Raw genomic sequence first — 25,570 nt, 5'->3', positions numbered from 1 at the left:
GCCGCCACGCTGCCGCTGGGCTGGTTGGCCTGGCACCTGCGCGAGCGCGCGGCGCGGCAGGAGAGCGAACTGGCGCTGTTGCGCGAACGCCTGACCACCGCGCAACTGGCCCAGGATGGCCTGGGCGCGCAACTGGAGGCCGAGCGCGAAGCCTTCCAGCGCCTGAGCGGCCGCCACGGCGAGCTGGCCGGCGAGGCCGCGGCCCTGCGCCGCGAGGTGGACCTGGGCCGCGCCGAGCGCGAGCGCCAGCAGCAGGCCGAGCGCAGTTGGCAGGCCGAGCGCGAGGGCCGCGAGGAGGAACTGCGCCGGCTGTCCGCCGAACGCGCCGCGCTGGCTGCCGAACTGCGTGAGCAGCAGGAGGGCCACCAGCAGCGCCTGGGAGACCTGCAGGCGGCGCGGGACGAGCTACGCGCGCAGTTCGCCGAGCTGGCCGGGAAGATCTTCGAGGAGCGCGAGCAGCGTTTCGCCGAGGCCAGCCAGCAACGCCTGGGGCAGTTGCTCGATCCGCTGAAGGAGCGCATCCAGGCCTTCGAGAAGCGCGTGGAAGAGAGTTATCAACAGGAAGCCCGCGAGCGCTTCTCCCTGGGCAAGGAACTGGAGCGCCTGCAGCAGCTCAACCTGCGCCTGGGCGAGGAGGCGACCAACCTGACCCGCGCGCTCAAGGGCCAGAAGACCCAGGGCAACTGGGGCGAGCTGGTGCTGGAGCGCGTGCTGGAACACGCCGGCCTGGAGAAGGGCCGCGAGTACGAGACCCAGGTGAGCCTGCGCGCCGCCGATGGCGAGCGCTTCCAGCCCGACGTGCTGATCCGCCTGCCCGGCGACAAGCAGGTGGTGGTGGACGCCAAGGTCAGCCTGACGGCCTACCAGCAGTTCGTCGCCAGTGACGACGAGGTGATCCGCCAGCAGGCGCTGAAACAGCACGTGCTGTCCCTGCGCAGCCACGTGAAGGGCCTCTCCGGCAAGGACTACCGGCGCCTGGAAGGCCTGCACAGCCTGGATTTCGTGCTGCTGTTCATGCCGGTGGAGGCGGCCTTCTCGGTGGCCCTGCAGGCCGAGCCGAACCTGTTCCAGGAGGCCTTCGAGCGCAACATCGTGATCGTCAGCCCGACCACCCTGCTGGCCACCCTGCGGGTGATCGACAGCCTCTGGCGCCAGGAGCGGCAGACGCAGAACGCCCGCGAGATCGCCGAGCGCGCCGGCGCGCTGTACGACAAGTTCGTGCTCTTCGTCCAGGACCTGGACGAGATGGGCTCGCGCCTGCAGCAGCTGGACAAGGCCTACGCGGCGGCGCGCAACAAGCTCTGCGAGGGCCGCGGCAACCTGATCAGCCGTGCGGAACAGGTCAAGCTGCTCGGGGCGCGGGCCAGCAAGAGCCTGCCGGGGGATTGGCTGGAGCGGGCGCTGGGCGATGAGCCGCAGGTTCTGGAAGAGGACAAATAGTCCTACGTTGCCGCGCTTTTCGTAGGAGCGAGCTTGCTCGCGAACCGTGTTTCTCGGCGGCTGTTGTGCTTGAGGTGGACCCCGTTCCCTCTCCCCAGCCCTCGGCTGCGCGCCCCGCCCTGAAGGGAGAGGGGGCTTGTCCGTGCCGAGAGAAGACTTGGTTTCAGCCGGTAGCCTCTGTGCTAGCCGGCCAACGCCGAAATACCTGAGCACTCCGAACGGTCCCCTCTCCCTTCAGGGAGAGGGTTAGGGAGAGGGTGCTCTTTCTCTTACCCGGAACTCCCCTCAACCCCGCGCCGCCCGACTCGCCGCCGGCGAGCGCGCCAGGTAGTCCAGGGCCTCCTGGGTATTGGCCTCGTGGTCCGGGTGGTACCAGGGCTTGAAGTAGCGCAGGAAGCTGCCGGCCAGCGACGCTCGCCGCGGCAGCAGGCCGCGCTTTTCGCTGTCGCGCCAGATGCGCCAGAAGGGCCGTGGCCTGCCCAGGCTCGGGTCCTGGCGGGCTAGGGTGCGGGTGCCGAAGGTGAACAGCCAGATGATCAGCGGCCAGACCACGAACATCCACAACTGGCGGCTGACGAAGCTGCCGCCCAGGTGCACGTGCAGGTCGTGGGCGACGTTGCGGTGCTCCACTTCCTCGGCGCCGTGCCAGCGGAACAGGTCCAGCAGCACCGGATCGGAGCCGGCGCGGTCCAGCGCCTCTGCTTCCAGCACCCACTTGCCCAGCACGCAGGTGAAGTGCTCGACCGCTGCGACTATGGCGCAGCGCTGGCCGATCCACCAGCGGCGCAGCCAGGGCGTTCTGTTGAACAACTGCAGCCCCAGCGGGGTGTCGCTGAGCAACTGTTCGAACAGGTAGTCCATGGCCTTCAGGTAGCGGCTGGAGTCGATGCCGTGCATCGTCAGGTAGCGCTCCACGGCGCCGGAGTGGGCGCGGGCGTGCATCGCTTCCTGGCGGATGAAGCCCTGCACGTCGTCGCGCATGCGCGCGTCCTTCACGAAGGGCAGGGCCTTGTTGTACAGGCGGCAGAACCACAGCTCGCCAGCCGGCAGCATCATGTGGATGACGTTGATGACGTGGGAGGCCTCGGCCTGCCCGGGGATCCAGTGCAGTGGCGAGGTGCTGTAGTCGAACTGCACCTTGCGCTGCACCAGGCGGTGATGATGGTCGGTCATGGTTGGCCTCGGGAAGTCAGGTCGAAACGGGCGAACAGGCGCGACAGGCCGGGCAGCAGGCGCCACTGCCAGCGCGCCAGGTGCACCTCGGCGCCGGCGGCGACCACCGGCAGGTTGCGCTGCACGGCCTGGACGATCTTCTCGCCCACCCTGTCCGGGCTCAGCCGGCGCCGGCGGTAGAAGCGCTGCACCTTGGCCCGGCGGCGGGCCTGTTGCTCCTCGCTGAGGCCGGCGAAGCGGGTGGCCTGGACGATGCCGGTGTCGACGAAGCCGGGGCAGGCGGCGCTGACGCCGATGCCGTGCCCGGCCAGTTCGGCGCGCAGGCATTCGCTGAGCATCAGCACCGCCGCCTTGCTGGTGGCGTAGGCCGGGTAGTTGCGCGAGGGCGCGAAGGCCACGCCGGAGGCGACGTTGACCAGGTGCCCGGGCTTGCCGGCCTCGACCATCTGCCGGCCGAACAGGCGGCAGCCGTCGATGACGCTCCACAGGTTGACGCGCAGCAGGCGCTCCCAGTCCTGGGCGCTGGTGTCGAGCATGGCGCCTGCCAGGCCGATGCCGGCGTTGCTGACCACCACGTCGGGCACGCCCAGGCTGCTTTTCACCCAGGTGGCGAAGCGTTCCATGGCGGCGCTGTCGCCGACGTCCACGCAATAGCTGAAGGCCGTGGCGCCGTGGCTGCGGGCCTGGGCGGCGCTGGCTTCGGCGGCGGCCGGGTCGATGTCCGCGGCGAGCACGCTGGCGCCCTGTTCGGCGAAGCGCAGCAGCGTGGAACGGCCGATGCCGCCGCCGGCGCCGGTGACCACCACCAGCTTGCCGGCGAAGGGCCCGGCGCCGGGTTTCTGCTGGGCGCGCTGCAGCGGTTGGCTGGCCTCGCCGCCGTCGATGTGGAGGGCGAATTCGTCGATCCAGCCGGCCAGCTGCTCCGGCTTGGCGAGCAGTTGCCAGTGCCCGGCGGCCACCTCGCGGCGCCACAGTCGCGGCGCCCATAGCGAAAGCTGCTGGAACAGCTGCTGGCCGACGTAGCGGTCGCGGGTCGGCACCACCAGTTGCACCGGCACCTCGGTATGGCGCTTGCGCGGCTTGAAGATCGAACCGATGAAGTTGGCCCGGTACAGCTTCACGCCGTGCTCGCCGTCGCTGGCCTGGTGCGGGTTGCGCCCGGGGTTGCGGATACCCTCGACCTTGCGCAGGTATTGCGGCCACAGGCGCGCGGCGCCCAGGCGCCAGGACAGCGCCGGCAGTAGCGGCAGGTGGAAGTAGTAGATGTACCAGGAGTGCAGCAGCTGGCTGAGCACCTGCAGCAGCGCGGCCGGGCGCCTGCGTCGCAGGCGGTCGCGCATCCAGTGGCCGACGTGGTCCAGGCAGGGCCCGGAGATGCTGGTGTAGGAGGCGATGCGCTGGCGCAGCGCCGGGTCGGTGACGCTCTCCCAGGTCTGGATCGAGCCCCAGTCGTGGGCCACCAGGTGCACCGCGCGTTCGGGGCTGACGGCGTCGAGCACGGCTTTCAGGTCCTGACTGAGCAGTTCCAGGCGGTAGTCGCGGGTGCGCCGCGGCTTGTCCGAGGCGCCGGCGCCGCGCACGTCGTAGGCCACCACCTGGTAGCGGCCGAGCAGGCGGGCGATCAGCGGCAGCCAGACCTCGTGGTTGTCCGGGTAGCCGTGGACGAACAGCAGCATCGGCTTGTTCGCATCGCCCCAGCGGTACACCGCCAGGCGCACCGCGCCGGATTGCACGTCGAGGCGTTCGGCCGGCGGCAGGCCGGGGTTCTCGAGCATGGCGTTCATGCGGCCTCCCGTGGCAGCGGCGGGAGCGGATGGGCGGACGGGGTGCCTCGGGGCATGACGTTCTCCAGGCCATTGTTGTTGTACGGAGCGACCATGACATTGGTCGATGTCACGATGGATGCTGACCCATTCGCCCCGCCCGCGCCATGCCCGGCGGCGCTGTTACCAATGCGGGCAGCGGCGCGCAGCCCAGTCGCCATGCGGGTTTGGCAGAAAGGGCAGGGTGCGCGGGGCGATGAAGTCCCGCCTTTGGTTGGGCGTTGTGACGGGCTTCGCAAGCGCTTGCGTATCGATGCCTTGCGGTTGTGGCCGGCGCCGGGCGCTGGCTATGATCGCCGCCATGAGCACGCCCCTGAGCCTTCTGCAGCGCCTGCTCCAGCGCCCCGAGCAAAGCCCGGCGGAGATGGAGGACGAGCGCGAATTCAGCGTCGACGAGCTGGCCCGCGAGGCCGGCAGTACGGTGCGCAACATCCGCGCCTACCAGGACCGCGGCCTGCTGCCGCCGCCCGAGCGGCGCGGCCGCAGCGGCGTGTACTTCGCCAGCCACCTGCGCCGCCTGCGCCTGATCGGCGGCCTGCTGGAGCGCGGCTACGGCCTGTCGAACATCAAGGAGCTGCTGGAAAGCTGGGAGCGCGGCCACGACCTCGACCACGTGCTGGGCCTGGACCAGGCCATCCTCGGCGCCTGGAACCTGGAGACGCCGGGGCAGATCGGCTTCGACGAACTGCAGGCGATCTTCGGCGACGAACTCGACGACGAGGTCATCGACCGCGCCCTGCAGCAGGGTCTGCTGCAATTCGACGGCGAGCGCATCAGCATCCCCAGCCCGCGGTTGTTCAACGCCGGCGTCGAGCTGTACCGCTCGGGCATTCCCCTGGCCGCGCTGCTGGAGCACCTGGCGGTGCTGCGCGGCGATACCGAGCACCTGGCCGCCGGCATCGTGCGCCTGGTGGTCACCCACCTGGTGGACAAGCGCGGCGCCGAGCTGCTGCCTGGCGCGGCCGACCTGGAGCAACTGGCCGAGGTGTTCATGCGCCTGCGTCCGCTGGCCGAGCAGGTGGTGCTGGTGGAGCTGGCGCGGGGCCTGAAGCGGTCGGCCAACGAAATGCTCGGTGAGCGGGTGGAGGAGATCCTCCGCCAGTTCGAGCAGCCGCGCTGACGCCACTTCTGCAAGGTGCTTTTCGTAGGATGGGTTGAGCTTGCGAAACCCATGCGGTCATGGCGATGGGTATCGCTTCGCTCCACCCATCCTACGGGCGTTGCATTGGCTCGCCTGATCTACACGAAGAGCAGCGTCAGCGCCCCCGCGGCGAGGCCGGCGACCATCACCGGTACGCAGCGCAGGGCCAGCCGGGCGCCGCCGACCAGGGCGATCAGGGCGGCCTTGACCAGGCTGTTGCTGACCACGGCGAGGACGATGCCGTGCCCGGCCACTTCGGCGCCCAACCCGCCCAGGGCGTTGCTGGCCAGGGACAGGGTGATGGCGTCGACGTCGGCCAGGCCCGAGAGCAGCGCCACCAGGTACACGCCGACGTCGCCCAGGTAGCGGTGCCCGGCCTCGACCAGGAACAGGATCAGCGCCAGCAGGGCGGCGAAGCGCAAGGCCGGGCCCAGTTCGAAGGGGTTCTTCAGCGGCGGTTCGCTGGTGGCGGGCGTCTCGTCCCGGCTGGCGCGCTGCCAATACAGCAGCGCGCCGCCGGCATAGATCAGGGTGGCGACGATCAGCGGCGGCAGCAGGTCCGGCAGCAGCTCGGCGTTGACCAGGCCGACCTCCAGGGCCACCCGCGGGAACATCAGCGCCGAGGTGGCCAGCAGGCCGGCGGCCAGCAGCGGTTGCAGGCGGCGTTGCCCGTGCATGCCGGCGAGGGTGAGGGTCATCGCCGTGGACGACACCAGGCCGCCGAGCAGCGCGGTGATCAGCAGGCCGTGGCGGGTGCCGGTGAGGCGCACGGCGACGTAGGCGGCGAAGCCCAGGCCGGCGATCAGCACCACCATCCACCAGCTGGCGTAGGGGTTGAACACCTGCCAGGGGCCGTAGCCCTGGTTGGGCAGCACCGGCAGCATCACCACCGAGATGAACAGCAGCTTGAAGGCCGCCGAGAGTTCGCGGGCCTCCAGGTGCTTCAGCGCCGCATGCAGGGATTCCTTCAGGCTCAGCAGCAGCGCCACCACCACGCCGCCGCCGGCGGCCAGCAGGCGGCTGTCGGCCACTGCCAGGCTGCCCAGCAGGAAGGTGGCGAGCAGGGCGACCTCGCTGGTCATGCCCTGGTCGCCGCTGCGGCCCACGTCGGCCAGGTAGCCGGCCACGGCCAGCAGGCCCACTAGCAGCGCCATCACCGCCCAGGCCCAGACGCCGAAGTGCCCAGCCAGCAGCGCGCTCAAGCCGCCGAGCAGGCCGGCCAGGGTGAAGGTGCGGATGCCGGCGACCTGGCGGATGTCCTCGAAGTCGCGCTCGCGCCAGCCGCGCTCGGTGCCCACCAGCAGGCCGATGGCCAGGGCGGTGGTGAGGTCGAGGACGAGTTCCATGTGGTCCAGCATCGCGGGGCGGCTCCGTGCGGGGATGCTGGGAGTCTAGAAGCTGACGGCGTGGAGGGGGTGTTCCAGGTCAAGGCGGGGGATTTCATTCGTGATTCGCGGCGGGACGTCCGGCTATCGCGGACAAGGTTCCGGTGGGCATGGCTTCTCGTAGGAGCGAGCTCGCTCGCGAACAGACTCCGCTGCGGGGCTCATTCGCGAGCAAGAACTAGGCGTCCCCCTCGATCCTACGAAGAGCGCCCCGACGCGGCCGGCAAGACAGGTGCTCCTACGAGGGAATGCCATGCCTCTCCATGGGCTGTAGGAGCGGGCCCTGCCCGTGATTCGCGCGCAGGGCGCGCTCCTACAAGGGAATGGCGTGGCTGGGGTGGCGTAGGAGCGGATCTCATCCGCGAATCGCGCCGGTGGTCCCGGCTATCGCGGACAAGGTCTGCTCCTACGGGGGAGGAATACCGTGCCTCCCGGAACCGTAGGGCGGATAACCGTTCGCGGTTATCCGCCGATACGCCGGGGTCACAGCCAACGCCAAGGTCAACCCAGGAGCCGCCGGCAAGCAAGGCCAGGCGGCGGATAACGCCGTAGGCGTTATGCGCCTACGACGTCCGGTCAGCGCAAGCTCAGGTGCCGGCTCAGCAGTGCCCGTAGCGCCGCCGGTTTCACCGGCTTGGCGAGGAATTCCAGGCCGGCGGCGTGGATCTGCGCCACCAGCTCGGGGCGGGCGTCGGCGCTGATCACCACGCCGGGCACCGGTTCGCCCAGGCGCGTGCGCAGCCAGGCCATCAGTTCGGCGCCGGTCTCGCCGTTGTCCAGGTGGTAGTCGATCAGCGCCAGTTCCGGGCGCGCGTCGCTGTCCAGCAACTGCTCGCACTCGGCCTTGCTGCGCGCGGTGAGCACGCGGCAGCCCCAGCGGCTGAGCAGGCTGTTCATGCCGACCAGGATGCTGTCCTCGTTGTCCACGCACAGCACCTGGGCGCCGTTCAGCTCGGTGGGCACCTCGGCCTTGTGGCCGTTGAGCTCGGCCGGCGCCGGTTGCCGCGCCAGCGGCACGCTGACGCTGAACACGCTGCCCTTGCCCGGCCAGGAGCGCACCTGCAAGCGGTGGCCGAGCACCTTGCACAGCCGGTCGGCGATCGCCAGGCCCAGGCCCAGGCCCTTCTCGGCGCGGGTCTGGTGGCTGTCCAGGCGCTTGAATTCCTCGAAGATCACGCTGAGCTTGTCCTCGGGGATGCCCGGGCCGCGGTCCCACACCTCCAGGCGCAGGTGCCCGTCCTCGCGGCGCACGCCCAGTAGCACGCGGCCCTTGGCGTAGCGGAAGGCGTTGGTCAGGAAGTTCTGCAGCACCCGGCGCAGCAGCTTGATGTCGCTGTCCACCCGCAGCTTGCTGCCGCGCAGGTGGAAGTCGATGCCCTGTTCCTGGGCCAGGGCGCGGAACTCGGCGCCCAGCGGGTCGAGCAGGGCGCTGAGCGGGAAGGCCGCGCGCTCGGCGCTGACGCGGCCGCTTTCCAGGCGCGAGATGTCCAGCAGGTCGGTGATCAGGTCCTCGGCCGAACGCAGCGAGGAGTCCAGGTGGCGCACCAGGTCGCTGGACTCGCCGGGCAGTTCGCTCTGCGCCAGCGCCGCGGAGAACAGCCGCGCGGCGTTCAGCGGCTGCATCAGGTCGTGGCTGACCGCGGCGAGGAAGCGCGTCTTCGACTGGTTGGCGGCCTCGGCGGTGCCCTTGGCCTCGGTCAGCGCCTGGTTCAGCTGGGAGAGTTCCTGGGTGCGTTCCTCGACGCGCTGCTCCAGGCTCTCGTTGGCTTCCTTGAGGCCGTGCTCGGCGTCGCGGAACGCGGTGATGTCGGTGAAGCTCATGACGAAGCCGCCGCCGGGCATGGGGTTGCCGATCAGCTCGATGACGCGGCCGTTGGGGAACAGCCGCTCGGAGGTGTGCGGGGTGCCCTGGCGCATCCAGTACAGGCGCTTGGCCACGTGCAGGTCGGGGTCGCCGGGCCCGCACAGGCCGCGCTCGGCGTTGTAGCGGATGATGTCGGCGATCGGCCGGCCGACGTGGATCAGCCCCTCGGGATAGTCGAACAGCTCGATGTAGCGGTGGTTCCAGGCCACCAGGCGCAGCGACTGGTCGACCACGCTGATGCCCTGGGTGATGTTCTCGATGGCGCCCTGCAGCAGGGCACGGTTGAACTGCAGCACCTCGGAGGCTTCGTCGGCGATCTTCACCACGTCCTCCACCTGCATCTCGCGGCCTTCGATGGCGGCCTTCACCACCGCGCGCGCCGAGGAGGCGCCGAGCACGCCGGCGAGCAGGCGCTCGGTGTGGGCGATCCACTCGTCGTTGGCGTTCTGGCTGGGCACGAAGCCCTTGCCCTGGCGGTAGGCGAAGCGGATGAAGCTCTGCCGCGCGCGCTCCTCGCCGACGAAGCGCGCGGCGAGCATCAGCAGGTCTTCCAGCTGCACCGCCAGCATCGAGCGCGAGCTGAGCCGCTGGGAGATTTCCTGGCCGATGAAGCGGCTGGCCTGCCAGTGCTCGGAGACGCGGGTGCGGGAGAACACCGAGACCAGGCCGAACAGGGCGAAGTTGCCGATCAGCGAGAGCAGCACGCCGAGGGTCAGCGGCTCGATGTTGATGCCGAAGGGGTGGGCGGCCAGCCAGGTCAGCCCAGGGAAGTGCTCCAGCGGCCAGCCCAGGCTGCGGGCGATCACCGGCAGCACCAGGGTATAGGCCCAGAGCGCGGCGCCGGCGGCGAGGCCGGCGAACACGCCGCGGCGGTTGGCTTGCTTCCAGTACAGTGCGCCGATCATCGCCGGGCCCAGCTGGGCGATGGCGGCGAAGGCGATCTGGCCGATGGTCGCCAGGCTCGCGGTGGAGCCCAGCAGGCGGTAGCTGACGTAGGCCAGCAGGAGGATCAGCGCGATGCTCACCCGGCGCACGGTCAGCAGCCAGTGGCGGAACACCTCGAACGGCTGCTCGGCGTCGGTGCCCTTGCGGCGCAGCAGCCAGGGCAGCAGCATGTCGTTGGAGACCATGGTGGACAGCGCCACGCTGGCCACGATGACCATGCCGGTGGCCGCCGAGGCGCCGCCGATGAAGGCCAGCAGCGCCAGCGCCGGGTGCGCCTCGGCCAGCGGCAGGCTGATCACGAAGGAGTCGGGGATGACCCCCGCCGGCAACTGCATCTGCCCGGCCAGGGCGATGGGCACCACGAACAGCGCGGCCAGCACCAGGTAGGCGGGGAACACCCAGCGCGCCAGGTTGAGGTCGCGCGGCTCGATGTTCTCCACCACCAGCACGTGGAACTGCCGCGGCAGGCACATGATGGCGGTCATGGCCACGCCGGTCTGCAGCAGCATGGCCGGCCAGTGCACGGTCTCCTGCCAGTATTCGGCCAGTTGCGGGGCGTCGCGGGCCCTGTCGAACAGGTCGCCGAAGCCGTCGTAGAGGCCGAAGGTGACGAAGATGCCCACGGCGAGGAAGGCGGTGAGCTTGACCAGCGACTCGAAGGCGATGGCCAGCACCATGCCGCGGTGGTGCTCGGTGACGTCCAGGCTGCGGGTGCCGAAGACGATGGTGAACAGCGCCAGCACCAGCGAGACGATCAGCGCCGTGTCCTGGGCGCGGCTGCCGCCGGAGTCGGCGCCGGCGCCGATCAGGAGGTTCACGCCCAGGACGATGCCCTTGAGCTGCAGGGCGATGTAGGGCAGCACGCAGACCACGCAGATCAGCGCCACCACCACCGCCAGGGCCTGGGACTTGCCGTAGCGCGCGGCGATGAAGTCGGCGATGGAGGTGATGTTCTCCTGCTTGCTGATCATGATCATCTTCTGCAGCACCCAGGGCGCGAAGAGCATCAGCAACACCGGGCCGAGGTAGATCGGCAGGAACGACCAGAGCTGGCCGGCGGCCTGGCCGACGGCGCCGAAGAAGGTCCAGCTGGTGCAGTACACCGCCAGCGACAGGCTGTAGACCCAGGCGCGCAGGCGCGGCGACAGGGGCGCGCGGCGGCGGTCGCCATAGAAGGCGATGGCGAACAGGATGGCCATGTAGAGAAGGGCGACCGTGGCGATCAGCCCACTGGACAACGACATGCGAACTCCGACAAATCGACTCGCTCCCCCGCAGGAGCTGCTGGGATGCAGTTTCGCACCAAAGTCCGATGCTGTCAGAACCCCTGCGACCAAGGTCTCAGAGGCCGCTTGCCGCAGTGGGAAAGCGCTGGTAGCTTTGCCGGCCTTTTCGCCCGGGGCCCGTCCGTCGCGCCCTGGCGCCGCTGTGGCACTATTGCCGGGCACCGGGTTCCGATAGGAGCCGGCGGAAAGTCGAGGTACGAGGAGGGGCCATGTTCAGACCGTCACCCATCACCCTGCAGCGCGGTGCGCTGCGCCTGGAGCCCATGGTCGAGGCCGACGTGCCGGACCTGGTGGCGCTGGCCGAGGCCAATCGCGAGGCGCTGAGGTTCATGAGCGCGCCGCAGCGCCCGGACTGGTACCGCAACAGCCTCGCCGAGCAGCGCGAGGGCCGCGCCCTGCCGCTGGTGGTGCGCCTGGGCAACCAACTGGTGGGCACCACCCGCTTCATGGACTTCCTCCCGGCGCTGCCGGCCTGCGAGATCGGCGGCACCTGGCTGGATGCGGCACAGCACGGCACCGGGCTGAACGCCAGCATCAAGTACCTGATGCTGCGCCAGGCCTTCGACAACTGGAAGATGGTCCGCGTGCAGCTGAAGACCGCCGCCAGCAACCTGCGCTCGCAGCGCGCCATCGAGAAGCTCGGCGCGGTGCGCGAGGGCGTGCTGCGCAACCACCGGCGCCTGGCCGGCGGGCGCCTGGACGACAGCGTTCTCTACAGCATCACCGACCTGGAGTGGCCGCAGGTGAAGGCCGCCCTGGAAGCCGGCTTCATCGGCTGAGGCCCCGGCATGCCCCTCGACAGCGCCCATGGCGAGCAGACGCGCTTCTGGCGGGCCCAGGAACTGGGCGGCCTGGAGCTGCTGCACGCGCGCTTCATCGAGCAGCGCTTTGCCCCCCATGTCCACGAAGGCTTCGCCCTGGTGCTGATCGAGCAGGGCGCCCAGCGCTTCCGCCACCGTGGCGCCGAGCACCTGGCGCCCAGCGGTAGCCTGGTGCTGATCAATCCCGATGAGGTCCACACCGGCTCCAAGGCCCATGAGGCGGGCTGGCTGTACCGTGGTTTCTATCCGGAGATCGGGCAGGTCGGCAGCGTGCTCGACGAGCTGGAGCTGGGTGGCCGCGGCCTGCCGACCTTCGACGCCAGCGTGTTGCACGATCCCGAGCTGAGCCGGGCCTTCCTGCACGTGCACCGCCTGCTGGAGTCCAACGCCAGCAGCCTGGAGCGCCAGACCTGCTGGCGCGAGGCGCTGCTGTTGCTGTTCCAGCGCCACGCGCGGGTGCCCGAGGCGCGCCCGGCCGGGCAGGAACCCCAGGCGGTGGCCCGCGCCCGCGAGCTGCTGGCCGCCCGGCTGGTCGAGCCGCCGTCGCTGGAAGAGCTGGCGGCGGCGGTGAATCTGTCGCCGTTCCATTTCGCCCGGGTGTTCCGCAAGTCCACCGGCCTGCCGCCCCACGCCTGGATCAAGCAACGCCGCCTGGAGCAGGCCCGCGCCCTGCTCAAGGGCGGCTGCGCGCCGGCCTCGGTGGCGGCGCAGCTGGGCTACGCCGACCAGAGCCACCTGAGCCGCCAGTTCAAGCAGGCCTACGGCGTGGCGCCGGGGGAATACCGCCAGGCCTGTGGGCGCTCCGGCCTGCCACCCGGCAACCTGTAGGAGCGGGCCCTGCCCGCGATTCGCGCGCAGGGCGCGCTCCTACATGGAATGGTGCGGCGGCGGCGTAGGAGCGGATCCTATCCGCGAATCGCGCCGGGGGTTCCGGCTATCGCGGACAAGGTCCGCTCCTACGGGGGAGGAATACTGTGCTCCTACATGGAATGGTGCGGGTGGGGCGGCGTAGGAGCGGATCTTATCCGCGAATCGCGCCGGTGGTTCCGGCTATCGCGGACAAGGTCCGCTCCTACGGGGGGAGGAATACCGTGCAACCTGTAGGAGCGGGCCCTGCCCGCGAAATCGCGCGCAGGGCGCGCTCCTACATGGAATGGTGCGGGTGGGGCGGCGTAGGAGCGGATCCTATCCGCGAATCGCGCCGGGGGTTCCGGCTATCGCGGACAAGGTCCGCTCGGGGGGAGGAATACCGTGCAACCTGTAGGAGCGGGCCCTGCCCGCGATTTCGCGCGCAGGGCGCACTCCTACATGGAATGGCGTGGGTGGGGCAGCGTAGGAGCGGATCTCATCCGCGATTTCGCCCCGGCCTGTCCGGCCATGCGAGAGGCAATTCGGAATTTTTGCCCGCGGATGTGGCCAGAGGCATCGCAGTTGCAGTCAAATCTGCGACGGACGCCGCGGCGTCCTCCCGGCCCGCTTTCGGGGTCGCCTGACCAGGTACACACGGACGATGAGCCAACACTCGCAATTCGCCCTGCTGGGCACCCGGCGCTTTTTGCCGTTCTTCATCACCCAGCTGCTCGGCGCCTTCAACGACAACATCTTCAAGCAGTCGCTGATCCTGGCGATCCTCTACCACCTGAGCGTCGGCGGTGACCGCAATCTGCTGGTCAACCTCTGCGCCCTGCTGTTCATCCTGCCGTTCTTCCTGTTCTCCGCCCTGGGCGGGCAGTTCGGCGAGAAGTTCAACAAGGACGCGCTGATGCGCGCCCTGAAGGCCGCAGAGATCGTCATCATGCTGGTCGGCGCCGCGGGCTTCCTGTTCGGCAGCCTGCCGCTGCTGTTCCTCGCCCTGTTCGCCATGGGCACCCATTCGGCGCTGTTCGGCCCGGTGAAGTACTCGATCCTGCCGCAGCACCTGCGCGACGACGAACTGGTCGGCGGCAACGCCCTGGTGGAGATGGGCACCTTCCTGGCCATCCTCGCCGGCACCATCGGCGCCGGCGTGCTGATGTCGCGCCAGGCCTACGCCCCGGCGGTGGGAATCGCCGTGGTGCTGGTGGCTATCTGCGGCTTCCTGGCCAGCCGCGGCATTCCCCGCGCCGCCGCCGCGCTGCCGCAACTGCAGCTGGACTGGAACATCTTCAAGCAGTCCTGGGCCATCCTGCGCCTGGGCCTCGGCCAGCGCCCGGCGGTGTCGCGCTCGCTGGTGGGCAACTCCTGGTTCTGGTTCCTCGGCGCCGTCTACCTGACGCAGATCCCGACCTACGCCAAGGAGCTGCTGCACGGCGACGAGAGCGTGGTGACGCTGATCCTCACCGTGTTCTCGGTGGGCATCGCCCTGGGCTCGATGCTCTGCGAGAAGCTCTCGGGCAAGAAGGTGGAGATCGGCCTGGTGCCCTTCGGCTCCATTGGCCTGAGCCTGTTCGGCATCCTGCTGTGGTGGCACAGCGGCGGCTTCCCCGTCGGCGCCGCGCCGTTCACCTGGCTGGAAGTGCTGGAGCACCCGCAGAGCTGGGCGGTGCTCGGCGACATCCTCGGCATCGGCGTCTTCGGCGGCTTCTACATAGTGCCGCTGTACGCCCTGATCCAGGCGCGCACCGAGGAGGACAAGCGGGCCCGGGTAATCGCCGCGAACAACATCCTCAACGCGCTGTTCATGGTGGTCGCCGCCGTCGTCTCGATCCTGCTGCTGTCGGTGGCCAAGCTGAGCATCCCGCAGCTGTTCCTGGTGCTGTCGCTGATGAACGTCGCGGTGAACGTGTACATCTTCAAGATCGTGCCCGAGTTCACCATGCGCTTCCTGGTCTGGCTGCTCAGCCACTCCATGTACCGCGTCGACCACCAGAACCTCGAGGCCATCCCCGACGAGGGGCCGGTGGTGCTGGTGTGCAACCACGTGTCCTTCGTCGACGCGCTGCTCATCGCCGGCTCCATCCGCCGCCCGGTGCGCTTCGTGATGTACTACAAGATCTTCCGCCTGCCGGTGCTCAACTTCATCTTCCGCACCGCCGGCGCCGTGCCCATCGCCGCGCGCCACGAGGACGAGCGCATCTACGAGGAGGCCTTCCGCCGCGTGGCGCAGTACCTGAAGGACGGCGAGGTGGTGTGCATCTTCCCCGAGGGCAAGCTGACCGCCGACGGCGAGATGAACGAGTTCCGCGGCGGGGTGGAGCGGATCATCGAGGAAACCCCGGTACCGGTGATCCCCATGGCGCTGCAGGGCCTGTGGGGCAGCTTCTTCAGCCGCGACCCGGACAAGGGCTTCTTCCGCCGCTTCTGGTCGCGCGTGTGTCTGGTGGCGGGGCAGCCGCTGCCGCCGCAGGAGGCTGGGCGCCAATACCTGCAGGCGCAGGTGGCTGGCCTGCGCGGCAACGCCCGCTGAAACGAAAAAGCCCCGGCAGAGCCGGGGCTTTTTCACAGGGGTGCGAGGTTCAGATGACCTGAACTTCGTCCGCCTGCAGGCCTTTCTGGCCTTCTACAACGATGAAGGAGACCTTCTGGCCTTCCTGCAGCGACTTGAAGCCATTGCCCTGGATGGAACGGAAGTGAACGAACAGGTCGCCACCGTTTTCCTGGGTGATGAAGCCAAAGCCCTTGGCATCGTTGAACCATTTGACGGTGCCGGTCTGACGATTCGACATGGAATTACACCTTGAACGTTGTGGTTTGCTGCACGGCGTTACCGCCGCCTGTTCTGAGTTGCAAGGTGTGGGCCGGGCCGAACGAAGAGCGTCGCCGCCTTCAGGTCATCAGCCGTGACGATCCTGGCAAGCACAGTTGCCGCAGCATACCGGGACTTTTCCGGGAAAGCGACAGGACGGACGTGCCGATTTCAATGGCTTAACTTCAGCCCAACCAGGCCGCAGAGGATCAGCGCGATGCTGAGCAGGCGCAGCGGGGCGACGGATTCGCCGAACAGCAGGATGCCGAGGGTCACCGTGCCCAGCGCGCCGATGCCGGTCCAGATGGCGTAGGCGGTGCCCAGCGGCAGGTGTTTCATGGCAAGGCCCAGCAGGCCGATGCTGGCGGCCATGGCCAGCGCGGTCAGCACGCTGGGCCACAGGCGGGTGAAACCTTCGGTGTATTTCAGACCGACGGCCCAGGCCACTTCGAACAGGCCGGCGAGGAAAAGGATGAACCAGGACATGGGAGACCTCCGGGATGACTGATGGGCAGGGCCGTCCCCGTCGGTGCACCTGGCGGTGGTGAGGTCGTCCTCACGATGTGCAGTATTTTGCACAATTTGGCCCGGGCGGCAACCTGTGCCGGCGTCGCGCCCGGGCCGGCAGGCTTCAGGCGTCCTGTTCGGGCTTGTCCGTCAGGCGGCGGAACCAGCTCGACAGGGTGGCTCCGGAGATGTTGTGCCAGACGCTGAACAGCGCGCTGGGCACCGCCGCCAGCGGCGAGAAATGCGCGCTGGCCAGGGCCGCGCCGAGCCCGGAGTTCTGCATGCCGACTTCCAGCGCCAGCGACTTGCGCTGTGCCAGGGGCAGGCCGAAGGCGCGCCCGGCGAGGTAGCCGAGGAGGAAGCCGAAGCCGTTGTGCAGGATCACCACGGCCATGATCAGCAGGCCGGACTCGGCGATCTTCGCCTGGCTGGCCGCCACCACCGCCGCGACTATCACCACGATGCACACTACCGAGACCAGCGGCAGCACTTCCACCACCTTGCCCACCCGTGCGCCGAACAGGCGCTGGGCGACCACGCCGAGGGCGATGGGCAGCAGCACCACTTGGAGGATCGACCAGAACAGCTCGGCAAAGGACACCGGCAGCCAGGCCGAGGCCAGCAGCCAGATCAGCGCCGGGGTCAGCAGCGGGGCGAGTAGGGTGGTCACCGCGGCGATAGCCACCGACAGCGCCAGGTCGCCGCGAGCCAGCCAGGTCATGACGTTGGAGGCGGTGCCGCTGGGGCAGCAGCCGACCAGGATCACGCCCACGGCGATCTCCGGCGGCAGGTGCAGCAGCTGGCACAGCAGCCAGGCCACGCCGGGCATGATGACGAAGTGGGCGACCACGCCCAGGCACACGCGCCAGGGATGGCGCGCCACTTCGGCGAAGTCTTCCAGCTTCAGCGTCAGGCCCATGCCGAACATGACGATGCCGAGCATCGGCACGATCGCCGGCGCCAGCGGGCGGAACCACTGCGGCGCGAGGAAGGCCAGCACGGCGAACAGCAGTACCCAGAGGGCGAAGGTGTTGCCGACGAAGCGGCTCAGCAAGGCGATGGCGCGCATGGACGGTGGTCCTTGTCGTTATTGTTGGGCCGGCGCCATATAGGGCGCCGGCCGGGATGGGCTTAAATGCCCTGTGGGATTTCCTCGCCGCCAAGTGCTTCGAACAGCGCCGGCAGGAACTGGCCGAAGGTCAGCATCATCAGGATGAAGCTGGCGTCGAGCTGGCCGAGGGCGTCGTCGCCGCCGTCCTTCTCGGCCTGCTCCTGCAGCAGTTCCTCGAAGCGCAGGCGCTTGATCGCCAGCTTGTCGTCGAGCACGAAGCTGAGCTTGTCCGACCAGGCCAGCGCCAGCTGGGTGACCAGCTTGCCGGAGGACAGGTGCAGCTGGATCTCGTCGCTGGTCAGGTCCTGGCGCTTGCAGCGCACCACGCCGCCGTCCTCGTGGGTGTCGCGCAGTTCGCACTCGTCCAGCACGAAGAAGTCGCCGGCGGCCTCCTGGGTCTTCACCCAGTCGGTGAGGGTGGCGCTGGGCGCGACCTTGACGCTGAGCGGGCGCACCGGCAGCGAGCCGAGGGCCTCGCGCAGGGTGGAGAGCAGGTCCTCGGCCTTCTTCGCGCTGGCGGTATCGACCAGGATCAGGCCCAGCTCCGGGGCGATCGCCGCGAAGGTCGAGGAGCGGCGGATGAAGGCGCGCGGCAGCAGGCTCTGGACGATCTCGTCCTTGAGCTGGTCGCGCTCCTTCTTGTAGACCTTGCGCATCTGCGCGGTCTCGATTTCGTCCACCTTGTCCTTCAGCGCATCACGCACCACGCTGCCGGGGAGGATGCGTTCCTCCTTGCGCGCGCTGATCAGGTAGAAGCCCTGGCTGACGTGGGCCAGGGGCGCGTCGGGGCCCTTGCCGAAGGGCGCGGTGAACCCGTAGGTGGTCAGTTCCTGGCTGGCGCAGGGGCGCGCCGGCTTGCTGGCCAGGGCTTTCTCGAGGGCATCGGCATCGATCTGCAGATCCTGGGTGAGGCGGTAGACGAGCAGGTTACGGAACCACATGAGGGTCAAACTCCCGGACACAAAGGACTGCATTATTCCCACAGCGGCGGTCCAGGCCAAGCCCATGGCGTTTCGCCGGCGTTTTCCTAAGCCTTTGGAACGGCAGAAAAAAATTTTCACGCGGGGGCTTGCCAGGGTGCGAATGCCTCCGTAGAATGCGCCCCACTTCGAGAGTGAAGGGTGATTAGCTCAGCTGGGAGAGCATCTGCCTTACAAGCAGAGGGTCGGCGGTTCGATCCCGTCATCACCCACCAAACTCGAGGTCCGACGCAGCGGTAGTTCAGTCGGTTAGAATACCGGCCTGTCACGCCGGGGGTCGCGGGTTCGAGTCCCGTCCGCTGCGCCATATTCCAAGCCCTCAGGCAGAAATGCCTGGGGGCTTTGTCTTTTCCGGCTCCGGAAAAGGCCCGCGTGCGACGCCGTTCGCAACGCCTATCCTGTTAATTTTTCTATAAGTTTGCCGTGGGAACTTATCCCCCGGCAGTGGTTCCTATTGCCCATAGCCATTGGCCGCGGCGCCCTGATAAGCTCGCGGTTTCATCGAAATGCCAGCATGGCAATCAGACAAGGAATCAGCATGAAACAACATCGGTTGGCGGCAGCGATCGCACTGGTCGGCCTGGTTCTCGCGGGCTGCGATCAGCAGGCTGCCAATGTGGAGCTCAAGACGTCGGCGCAGAAGGCTTCCTACGGCATCGGCCTGAACATGGGCAAGAGCCTGGCCCAGGAAGGCATGAACGATCTGGACTCCAAGGCCGTCGCCCAGGGCATCGAAGATGCCATCGGCAAGAAGCCGCAGCGCGTCACCGATGAAGAGCTGACCCAGGCGTTCACCGACCTGCAGAAGCGTTCCGAGGAGCGCATGGCCAAGCTGAGCGAGGAAACCCTCAAGGCCGGCAAGAAGTTCCTCGAGGACAACGGCAAGCGCGAAGGCGTGGTCACCACCAAGTCCGGCCTGCAGTACGAAGTGGTGAAGAAGGCCGACGGCCCGCAGCCCAAGGCCACCGACGTGGTCACCGTGCACTACGAGGGCAAGCTGACCGACGGCACCGTGTTCGACAGCTCCATCCAGCGCGGCAGCCCCATCGACCTGCCGGTCAACGGCGTGATCCCGGGCTGGGTCGAAGCCCTGCAACTGATGCACGTGGGCGAGAAGATCAAGCTGTTCATCCCCAGCGAACTGGCCTACGGCTCGCAGAGCCCGAGCCCGACCATTCCGGCCAACTCGGTGCTGGTGTTCGACCTGGAACTGCTGGGCATCAAGGACGCCAACCAGGCCGGCGGCGAGCAGCCGCAAGCCCCGGCGCAGAACTGAGTACATTCGTACCAAGAGGACGCCCCGCTCGTGCGGGGCGTTCCTGTTTCTGCAGGAAGATGGCGCTGCCCCGCGGCTGACCAGCCGGTCGGAAAGGGCGTAGTCTGGTGCGGGATGTTACCCTTATGCACATATATGTCGCAGCCGTGGTTACGGCCGGTGCTTGACAGCGAAGGGTGATATCGAATAGCCGCAACTGTATGATTTTTATAAGGTTTCCCGAGCTGAACAAAAAATCGCCGATCTGTCTGTAGGCCGCTGGCGACGGGCTTTCCGGCGCGGAGACCGGATACTTTCAACAGAGTTATCCACAGGAAAGGTGGATAACCCAAACGTTCCCCGGCGACACCGCCGGGACGAGGTGCCCGATGAAGAAACCCGCCGGTTTCGACCGTTATCTGGCCCTGGCCGAACGCTTTCTTGCCCGGGGCCGGGTACCGGCGCTGCTGTTCGCCGTGGCGCGCAAGAGCACGCGCCTGAAGCTGGTCAAGGCCGACCTGCGCCTGCTGCAGGAACTCGCCCTGGCCACCGTGCGCGGGCAGTATCGCCAGCTCAACCCCAGGGCGCTGCTGGCCGTGGTGGCGGCGCTGCTGTATTTCCTCTCGCCGCTGGACATGATTCCCGACTGGCTGCCCGGCGTGGGCCTGCTGGACGACTTGGCGGTGCTGGCCTGGGTGGTGCGCCACTGGCAGTCCGAGCTGGATGCCTTCAAGCTCTGGCGCGACGCGCAGAGCCGCGAGACGCGCCAGTCCCTGGCGCTGCTGCCGGGGCCGGAGCGGCCGGCGCGCGGCTGAATTGCCGTCCACGCGAACCGTGCGCGGCGTCGCGATGCCAAGCGCGATGATGCGCCCGATGAGGCCGAGCGGCGTTTCATGGGCGATACTGTGAAAGGTCGGAATGCTGGGCAGGCGCCAGTGGTTGCCGTCATTGCCCGTTGAAATGCCGGCATGCAAGGAGTGTTGTCGATGAATGTGCAAGTGATCACGCGAGACGGCGAAGCGGAGTACGCCGTGCTTCCCTGGGCCGACTACCAGGCGCTGCTGGCCGCTGCCGGCGCCCGCTCCGCCCAGCCCCCGGCGGGCGCCGTCACGGTGGCGGCGCCGACCGCCTCCTGGCGCGAACTGCGCGAGGCGCGTGGCCTGTCCCTGGAGAGCGTGGCCCGCGAGGTGGGGATCAGCCCGTCCTACCTGGGGATGATCGAAAGCGGCGAGCGCGAGGTCAGCGAAGCCATCGAGCACGGCCTGCGTCGCGCACTGGGAGCGAAGTCGGAGTCGGCATCTTGAGCGTGCATATCAGCCGCAAGCATTGGCAGGGCTTGCTGGACGAGCTGGAAGACGCGCGCCGCCAGCGCCACCTGCTGACCTACCGGGCGCTGATCGAGCGCCTGCAACTGCCGACTCCGGCGATGACCACCCTGACCGCGGCCCTGGAACACCTGGCGCAGCTCGATGCCCGCGCCGGCCGGCCGCTGCGCAGCTCGCTGGTGATCAGCCAGGGCGCCAGCCGCCTGCCGCGCACCGGGTTCTTCGAGTGCGTGGAGCGCCTGGGACGCTTCTCCGGCGCTTCTGACGGCCCGGCGGCGGCGGGCTGGCATGCCGCCGAGGTGGTGCGGGTGTTTGAATTCGACTATCCGGAAGAGCCGTGAGCCGCGAGTTCGTCTGGCGCCTGCGCGCCCGCCTGTCCTACGCCGTGGCGCGACGCCTGATGGGCTGGCCCTGGCTGGTCCGCCAGCCGCGCGCCTGGCGGTGGATGCAGGGGCAGTTCTCGCGCATGGCCAATCTCGGCGACGTGGCTGCGCAGAGCTTCTACGGCCACCTGCTGCTGTTCCGCGGCCAGGGCTTCGGCGCCCGCGAGGAGGGCCTGCGCCTGCTCGCCCTGGCGGCCGCCGGCGGTGATGCCAAGGCTGCCTACCAACTGGGCGTGCAGGCCCTGCAGGGCAGCGCGCAGCGGCAGCCGGACGGTACCGCTGCGGCGCGTCATTGGGCCCAGGCCGCCGAGGCCGGTCATCCGCTGGCCGCGCGGCGCCTGGCCGAGCTCTATCGCGACGGGGCCGAAGGCCTCGCCGCCGATGCCGAGCAAGCCGAACGCTATCAGGCCCTGGCGGCGCGTCTCGGACTCTGAGCGGCTTCTATTCCAGCGTGATGACGTGCCGGCTGTAGCCCGGCACTTCCTTGGCGTGGCGCTTGGCCTCGGAGGCGATGCTCGCCAGTTGCGCCGCGTCCAGGCGCTCGCCGGCGCCGGGCTTGAGGTGCACCACGCCCACCGACAGCGACAGCAGCGGGAACTCCTGGCGCTGGCCGCGGCGGTTATAGGCGACGAAGCAGCCGGCCTGCAGGTGCTCCTGGTTGTAGAAGCGCCGGCACTGGCCCTGGAAGTCCTCCAGCAGCTGGTTGAGGCGGTTGCGCCAGTCCCCGGATGTGAATACCAGCATGAAGTCGTCGCCGCCGATGTGGCCGACGAAGTCGCAGCCGGGGTCCACCCGGTCGCTCAGGCACTGCGCCAGGCACAGCAGCACCTCGTCGCCGCGGGCGTAGCCGTAGAGGTCGTTGAAGGGCTTGAAGCTGTCGATGTCGACGTAGCACACCGCCGCCTCGCGCTCCTGCTGCAGCAGGCGGCCCAGGCACTGCTGGATGGGCACGTTGCCCGGCAGCAGGGTCAGCGGGTTGGCGTAGCGCGCCTGGCGGATCTTCAGTTCGGTGATCAGCTTGAGCACGTCGATCACCCGGCCCAGGCCGAGGTAGCGGCCGCCCTGGGTGATGATGAAGTCTTCCTCGATGCGCTGCCGCGCGCGGCTGGTGAGCAGGCGGCTGACCTGCTGCAGCGACTGGCTGCGCTCCACCGCGAGGAAGTCCTCGTTCATCAGCCGGCTGATCGGCTTGCGTGCGTATAGCTCGGTGCCGAAGGGTTTGAGCAGGGCATCGGAGAGCGCATGGCGGTGGACGATGCCCACCGGCTGCTGGTGCTCGTCGAGCACCGCCAGGGCGTTCAGGTTGGCCTGGGCGCGGAATGCTTCGAGCACCTCGGCGATCGGTGTATCGCGGCCCACCGCCGGCTGTTCCAGCAACAGCGGGCGCAGGTCGGCCTGTTCCTCGCCGTGCAGGGCGTCCGTGCGGTCGAGGTCCGGCAGCAGCCCGCGGACCTCGCGCACCGGCTGTTCCTGCGGGCGGCCGATCAGGTAGCCCTGGACCAGGTCGACGCCCATCTCCGAGAGCACCGCCAGTTCCTCCGGCAATTCGATCCCCTCGGCTATCACCTGGGCGCGGGAGGCGTGGGCCATCTTCAGGATGGAGCCAACGAACTCGCGCTTGACGCCGTCCTGGTGGATGCCGTCGATGAAGTGGCGGTCGATCTTCACGTAGTCCGGGCGCAGCTCCGACCACAGGCGCAGGCTGGAGTAGCCGGCGCCTAGGTCGTCCAGGGCGATGCAGAAGCCCATGGCGCGGTAGTGGTGCAGCGCGGTGTCGAGCAGGCCGAAGTCCTCGATGGGCGCCTGCTCGGTCAGCTCGATGACCACGTCGCCCGGCGCTATGCCGAGGGTCTGCAGCAACTGCAGGGTACGGCCGGGCTGGTGGCTGGGGTCCAGCAGTGACTCGGGGGCGACGTTGAGGAACAGCTTGCCGCCCAGCCCCAGCTCGTGGAAGCGCTGGCAGGCGCGGCGCCGGCAGAGCACGTCCAGCTCGCTCAGGCGGCCGGCGTGGCGCGCGGTGCTGAACAGCGTGAGGGGGGAGTGCAGTGGGCTGTTGGAGGGGCCGCGGGTGAGGGCCTCGTAGCCTACCAGGCGCCGCTCGGAGAGCGACACTATGGGTTGGAACAGACAATGCAGGTCGCCGTGAGCGATGATCTGGGCCAGCGCGCTCAACTGCTCGGTGACGGTCATGACGGTTCTCTGTGGGGTGAAAAGACGAAGGGCCGGTCTCCCGGCCCTTGCGCATTTCACTACTGAGTCATGACTGTTTCGTGACGACTCCGCGCTTTCAGTGCTTGGCCAGCGCCGAGCTGAGCGTCAGGTAGTCCAGCAGGATGTGCCCGGACTCGGTGAGGTAGGCGTCGTCCTGCGGCTTGGTCTTGTCGTCGTCCGGCAGGGCGTTGTCATCCTCCTGCTTGAGTTCCTTCAGCGGCTCCTGGCCCTTGGATTTGCGCAGTGCGTTCTCCATGGCCAACTGGCGGCCCTCGATGCTGCTCTGCTGGGCGCGGCGCTTGGCCTCGTTCAGGCTGACGGTCTTCTCCTTCATCAGCTCTTGGGCCAGGGCCAGGCGCTGGCGGGCGTAGACGAAGTCGGCATTGTTCGCGGTGCGCGCGTCGTGCTGAGTCTTCAGCTGGTCGAGGAACGGCTTGAAGGGGTCGCTCTGCGCCGACAGCACCGGGCGGATGGTGTCCCAGGGCATGGAGTCGGGCAGGGCGCTCTCGCCGATTTCCTTGTCGTCGACGATGGACGGGTAGCTGATGTCCGGGATCACGCCCTGGTGCTGGGTGCTCTGCCCGGAGACGCGGTAGAACTTGGCCAGGGTCAGCTTCAGCTCGCCGTGGTTGAGCGGCTGGATGGTCTGCACGGTGCCCTTGCCGAAGGTCTGGCCGCCGACGATGAGCGCGCGGTGGTAGTCCTGCATGGCGCCGGCGAAGATTTCCGAGGCCGAGGCCGAGAGGCGGTTGACCAGCACGGTCATCGGCCCGGTGTAGAAGGCCTGGCCCTCGTCATCGTTGAGCACGTCGACGCGGCCGTCGCTGTTGCGCACCAGCACGGTCGGGCCCTGGTCGATGAACAGGCCGGTCAGCTCGGTGGCTTCCTGCAGGGAGCCGCCGCCGTTGTTGCGCAGGTCGATGACGATGCCGTCGACCTTGTCCTTCTGCAGCTCGCCGATGAGCTTCTTCACGTCGCGCGTGGTGCTCTTGTAGTTCGGGTCGCCGGCGCGGTAGGCCTTGAAGTCCAGGTAGAAGGCCGGCACGTCGATCACGCCGAGCTTGTAGTTGCGGCCGTCGTGGTCGAGGGTGATTTCCGACTTCTTCGCCGCCTGGTCTTCGAGCTTCACCGCCTCGCGGGTGATGGTGACGATCTTGCTGGTCTGGTCGTTCGGCGCGTTGGTGGACGGAATCACTTCCAGGCGCACCTGCGAGCCCTTCGGCCCGCGGATCAGCTTGACCACCTCGTCCAGGCGCCAGCCGACCACGTCGACCATCTCGCCCTTGCCCTGGGCGACGCCGATGATCTTGTCCGAGGTGGCGATCTGCTTGCTCTTCTCCGCCGGGCCCGCCGGCACCAGGCGCACGACCTTGACGTAGTCGTTATCGCTCTGCAGCACCGCGCCGATGCCCTCCAGGGAGAGGCTCATGTTGATGTCGAAGTTTTCCGCGCTGTCCGGCGACAGGTACTGGGTGTGCGGGTCGTAGGTCTGCGCGAAGGCGTTGATGTAGGCCTGGAAGATGTCTTCGCTGCGCGTCTGCTCCAGGCGCATCAGCTGGTTCTTGTAGCGCTTGGTCAGCTGTTCCTGGATGGCCTTGTCGTCCTTGCCGGCGATCTTCAGGCGCAGCACCTCGTCCTTGACCTTCTTGCGCCAGAGGTCGTCGAGCTCGGCGCTGTTCTTGGCCCAGGGCGCGTTCTCGCGGTCGATGGTCAGGCTCTCGTCGACCTTGAAGTCGATCTTGTCGACGCCCTTGCCGAGCATCGCCAGGGCGAAGTCCAGGCGCTCCTTGAGGCGGTCCAGGTGACGTTTGTAGATGGTGAAGCCGGGGTCCAGCTCGCCGCTCTTGAGGAAGTCGTCGAACTGGGTGCGCCAGGGCGTGAACTGGGCGATGTCGCCGGCGGTGAAGTACATCCGCGACGGGTCCAGGGCCTTGATGTAGGCGTCGTAGATCTTCGCCGAACGGTCGTCGTTGAGCGGCGGCTTGCTGTAGTGATGGCGCTTGAGCAACTCGACGATGTTGAGGCTGGCGATCACCTGGTCACGGTCCGGCTGCAGGCCGTCCCAGGAGTTCTGGCCGGCGGAGGGCGCGGCGAACGAGGACAGGGCGCTGGCGCCGAGGACCAACAGCAGGGCGGTGCGGGGCAGAAATCGCTTCATGCTTAATCGACTGGGTGCGGAGTTATGACGCATATTAGGCCGTATCTGGCGTCGCCGGGTTCCAAGCTTGTCGAGATTGGGCTCTGGCGCGACGAGCG

20 protein-coding genes and 2 tRNA genes are annotated in these 25,570 nt (G+C 68.3%); 12 read left to right on the top strand and 10 right to left on the bottom strand.

All coding sequences use genetic code 11. From position 1 onward, the window contains the following. Positions 1 to 75: 75 nt before the first annotated feature. Positions 76 to 1,440: a DNA recombination protein RmuC gene (locus M8R19_RS07180; protein WP_116423183.1), complete on the top strand. Its 1,365-nt coding sequence runs from the start codon at positions 76 to 78 to the stop codon at positions 1,438 to 1,440. Positions 1,441 to 1,725: 285 nt separating this feature from the next. Here M8R19_RS07180 and M8R19_RS07175 read toward each other — a convergent pair whose 3' ends face one another. Both M8R19_RS07175 and M8R19_RS07170 read right to left on the bottom strand, forming a co-directional pair. Further along, entirely contained in the window at positions 1,726 to 2,613 is an 888-nt protein-coding gene (locus M8R19_RS07175) for a metal-dependent hydrolase (protein ID WP_249917429.1), read from the bottom strand. Beyond that, entirely contained in the window at positions 2,610 to 4,397 is a 1,788-nt protein-coding gene (locus M8R19_RS07170; RefSeq protein ID WP_249917428.1) for an SDR family oxidoreductase, read from the bottom strand. Before M8R19_RS07170 ends, M8R19_RS07175 begins: the two co-directional genes overlap by 4 nt. 403 nt (positions 4,398 to 4,800) lie before the next feature. Here M8R19_RS07170 and M8R19_RS07165 point away from each other — a divergent pair, with 403 nt between their 5' ends. Next, the gene (locus M8R19_RS07165; protein WP_135499989.1) at positions 4,801 to 5,556 is read left to right on the top strand and encodes a MerR family transcriptional regulator; all 756 of its coding nucleotides are present in this window, start codon (positions 4,801 to 4,803) and stop codon (positions 5,554 to 5,556) included. 119 nt (positions 5,557 to 5,675) lie between these two features. Here the strand turns inward: M8R19_RS07165 and M8R19_RS07160 are convergent, their stop codons facing one another. Then, positions 5,676 to 6,935 carry an MgtC/SapB family protein gene (locus M8R19_RS07160; protein WP_249917427.1) on the bottom strand — a complete coding sequence of 420 codons (1,260 nt, stop codon included), beginning with the start codon at positions 6,933 to 6,935 and terminating at the stop codon, positions 5,676 to 5,678. Positions 6,936 to 7,538: 603 nt separating this feature from the next. Beyond that, a complete protein-coding gene (locus M8R19_RS07155) occupies positions 7,539 to 11,015 on the bottom strand; it encodes a PAS domain-containing hybrid sensor histidine kinase/response regulator (RefSeq protein WP_249917426.1) in 3,477 nt (1,158 codons plus the stop codon). 251 nt (positions 11,016 to 11,266) lie between these two features. On the opposite strand from M8R19_RS07155, the gene M8R19_RS07150 reads away from it, so the two are divergent. The 3 genes from M8R19_RS07150 (at position 11,267) to M8R19_RS07140 (ending at position 15,263) form a co-directional block, all read left to right on the top strand. Then, a complete protein-coding gene (locus tag M8R19_RS07150) occupies positions 11,267 to 11,836 on the top strand; it encodes a GNAT family N-acetyltransferase (RefSeq protein ID WP_116423104.1) in 570 nt (189 codons plus the stop codon). A 9-nt stretch (positions 11,837 to 11,845) separates the two neighbouring features. Next, positions 11,846 to 12,706 carry an AraC family transcriptional regulator gene (locus M8R19_RS07145; RefSeq protein WP_249917425.1) on the top strand — a complete coding sequence of 287 codons (861 nt, stop codon included), beginning with the start codon at positions 11,846 to 11,848 and terminating at the stop codon, positions 12,704 to 12,706. A 682-nt stretch (positions 12,707 to 13,388) separates the two neighbouring features. After that, on the top strand, positions 13,389 to 15,263 hold the full coding sequence (locus tag M8R19_RS07140; RefSeq protein ID WP_249917424.1) for an MFS transporter: 1,875 nt from the start codon (positions 13,389 to 13,391) through the stop codon (positions 15,261 to 15,263). Positions 15,264 to 15,312: 49 nt separating this feature from the next. Here the strand turns inward: M8R19_RS07140 and M8R19_RS07135 are convergent, their stop codons facing one another. The 4 genes from M8R19_RS07135 to rdgC form a co-directional block, all read right to left on the bottom strand. After that, positions 15,313 to 15,522: a cold-shock protein gene (locus M8R19_RS07135; protein ID WP_009620558.1), complete on the bottom strand. Its 210-nt coding sequence runs from the start codon at positions 15,520 to 15,522 to the stop codon at positions 15,313 to 15,315. Positions 15,523 to 15,713: 191 nt separating this feature from the next. After that, a complete protein-coding gene (gene sugE, locus M8R19_RS07130) occupies positions 15,714 to 16,028 on the bottom strand; it encodes a quaternary ammonium compound efflux SMR transporter SugE (protein ID WP_009620556.1) in 315 nt (104 codons plus the stop codon). Between the two features lie 145 nt (positions 16,029 to 16,173). After that, entirely contained in the window at positions 16,174 to 17,118 is a 945-nt protein-coding gene (locus tag M8R19_RS07125; protein WP_249917423.1) for a bile acid:sodium symporter family protein, read from the bottom strand. Between the two features lie 62 nt (positions 17,119 to 17,180). After that, on the bottom strand, positions 17,181 to 18,101 hold the full coding sequence (rdgC, locus tag M8R19_RS07120; protein WP_009620552.1) for a recombination-associated protein RdgC: 921 nt from the start codon (positions 18,099 to 18,101) through the stop codon (positions 17,181 to 17,183). 178 nt (positions 18,102 to 18,279) lie between these two features. Between rdgC and M8R19_RS07115 the strand changes: the two genes are divergently transcribed. The 7 genes from M8R19_RS07115 to M8R19_RS07085 all read left to right on the top strand — a co-directional run bounded on the left by M8R19_RS07115 (position 18,280) and on the right by M8R19_RS07085 (position 21,537). Beyond that, a tRNA-Val gene (locus M8R19_RS07115) sits at positions 18,280 to 18,355 on the top strand. A gap of 15 nt (positions 18,356 to 18,370) precedes the next feature. Further along, positions 18,371 to 18,447: transfer RNA gene (locus tag M8R19_RS07110), tRNA-Asp, on the top strand. A gap of 231 nt (positions 18,448 to 18,678) precedes the next feature. Beyond that, complete coding sequence (gene bamJ / locus M8R19_RS07105; protein WP_009620550.1) at positions 18,679 to 19,416, top strand: BamJ family beta-barrel-assembly machinery protein; 738 nt, start codon at positions 18,679 to 18,681, stop codon at positions 19,414 to 19,416. A gap of 368 nt (positions 19,417 to 19,784) precedes the next feature. Next, positions 19,785 to 20,210, top strand: a complete 426-nt coding sequence (locus M8R19_RS07100; protein WP_249917422.1) for a YkvA family protein — start codon at positions 19,785 to 19,787, stop codon at positions 20,208 to 20,210. 171 nt (positions 20,211 to 20,381) lie between these two features. Beyond that, the gene (locus M8R19_RS07095; protein ID WP_249917421.1) at positions 20,382 to 20,699 is read left to right on the top strand and encodes a helix-turn-helix domain-containing protein; all 318 of its coding nucleotides are present in this window, start codon (positions 20,382 to 20,384) and stop codon (positions 20,697 to 20,699) included. Beyond that, positions 20,696 to 21,061 (top strand): hypothetical protein, encoded by a 366-nt coding sequence (locus M8R19_RS07090; RefSeq protein ID WP_009620544.1) that lies wholly within the window; start codon positions 20,696 to 20,698, stop codon positions 21,059 to 21,061. Before M8R19_RS07095 ends, M8R19_RS07090 begins: the two co-directional genes overlap by 4 nt. Beyond that, positions 21,058 to 21,537, top strand: coding sequence for a sel1 repeat family protein (locus M8R19_RS07085; RefSeq protein ID WP_249917420.1), 480 nt, complete (start codon positions 21,058 to 21,060; stop codon positions 21,535 to 21,537). The genes M8R19_RS07090 and M8R19_RS07085 overlap by 4 nt, the downstream gene beginning before the upstream one ends. A gap of 7 nt (positions 21,538 to 21,544) precedes the next feature. Here the strand turns inward: M8R19_RS07085 and M8R19_RS07080 are convergent, their stop codons facing one another. Then, complete coding sequence (locus M8R19_RS07080) at positions 21,545 to 23,293, bottom strand: GGDEF domain-containing protein (protein ID WP_249917419.1); 1,749 nt, start codon at positions 23,291 to 23,293, stop codon at positions 21,545 to 21,547. Between the two features lie 97 nt (positions 23,294 to 23,390). Further along, the gene (locus M8R19_RS07075) at positions 23,391 to 25,472 is read right to left on the bottom strand and encodes a carboxy terminal-processing peptidase (RefSeq protein WP_249917418.1); all 2,082 of its coding nucleotides are present in this window, start codon (positions 25,470 to 25,472) and stop codon (positions 23,391 to 23,393) included. Between the last annotated feature and the right edge of the window lie 98 nt (positions 25,473 to 25,570).

Source organism: Pseudomonas sp. R3.Fl, assembly GCF_023516765.1.
Lineage (GTDB): Bacteria > Pseudomonadota > Gammaproteobacteria > Pseudomonadales > Pseudomonadaceae > Pseudomonas > Pseudomonas citronellolis.
The sequence above is the reverse complement of the archived record's forward strand: the minus strand, read 5'-3'. Positions and strand labels throughout refer to the sequence as shown.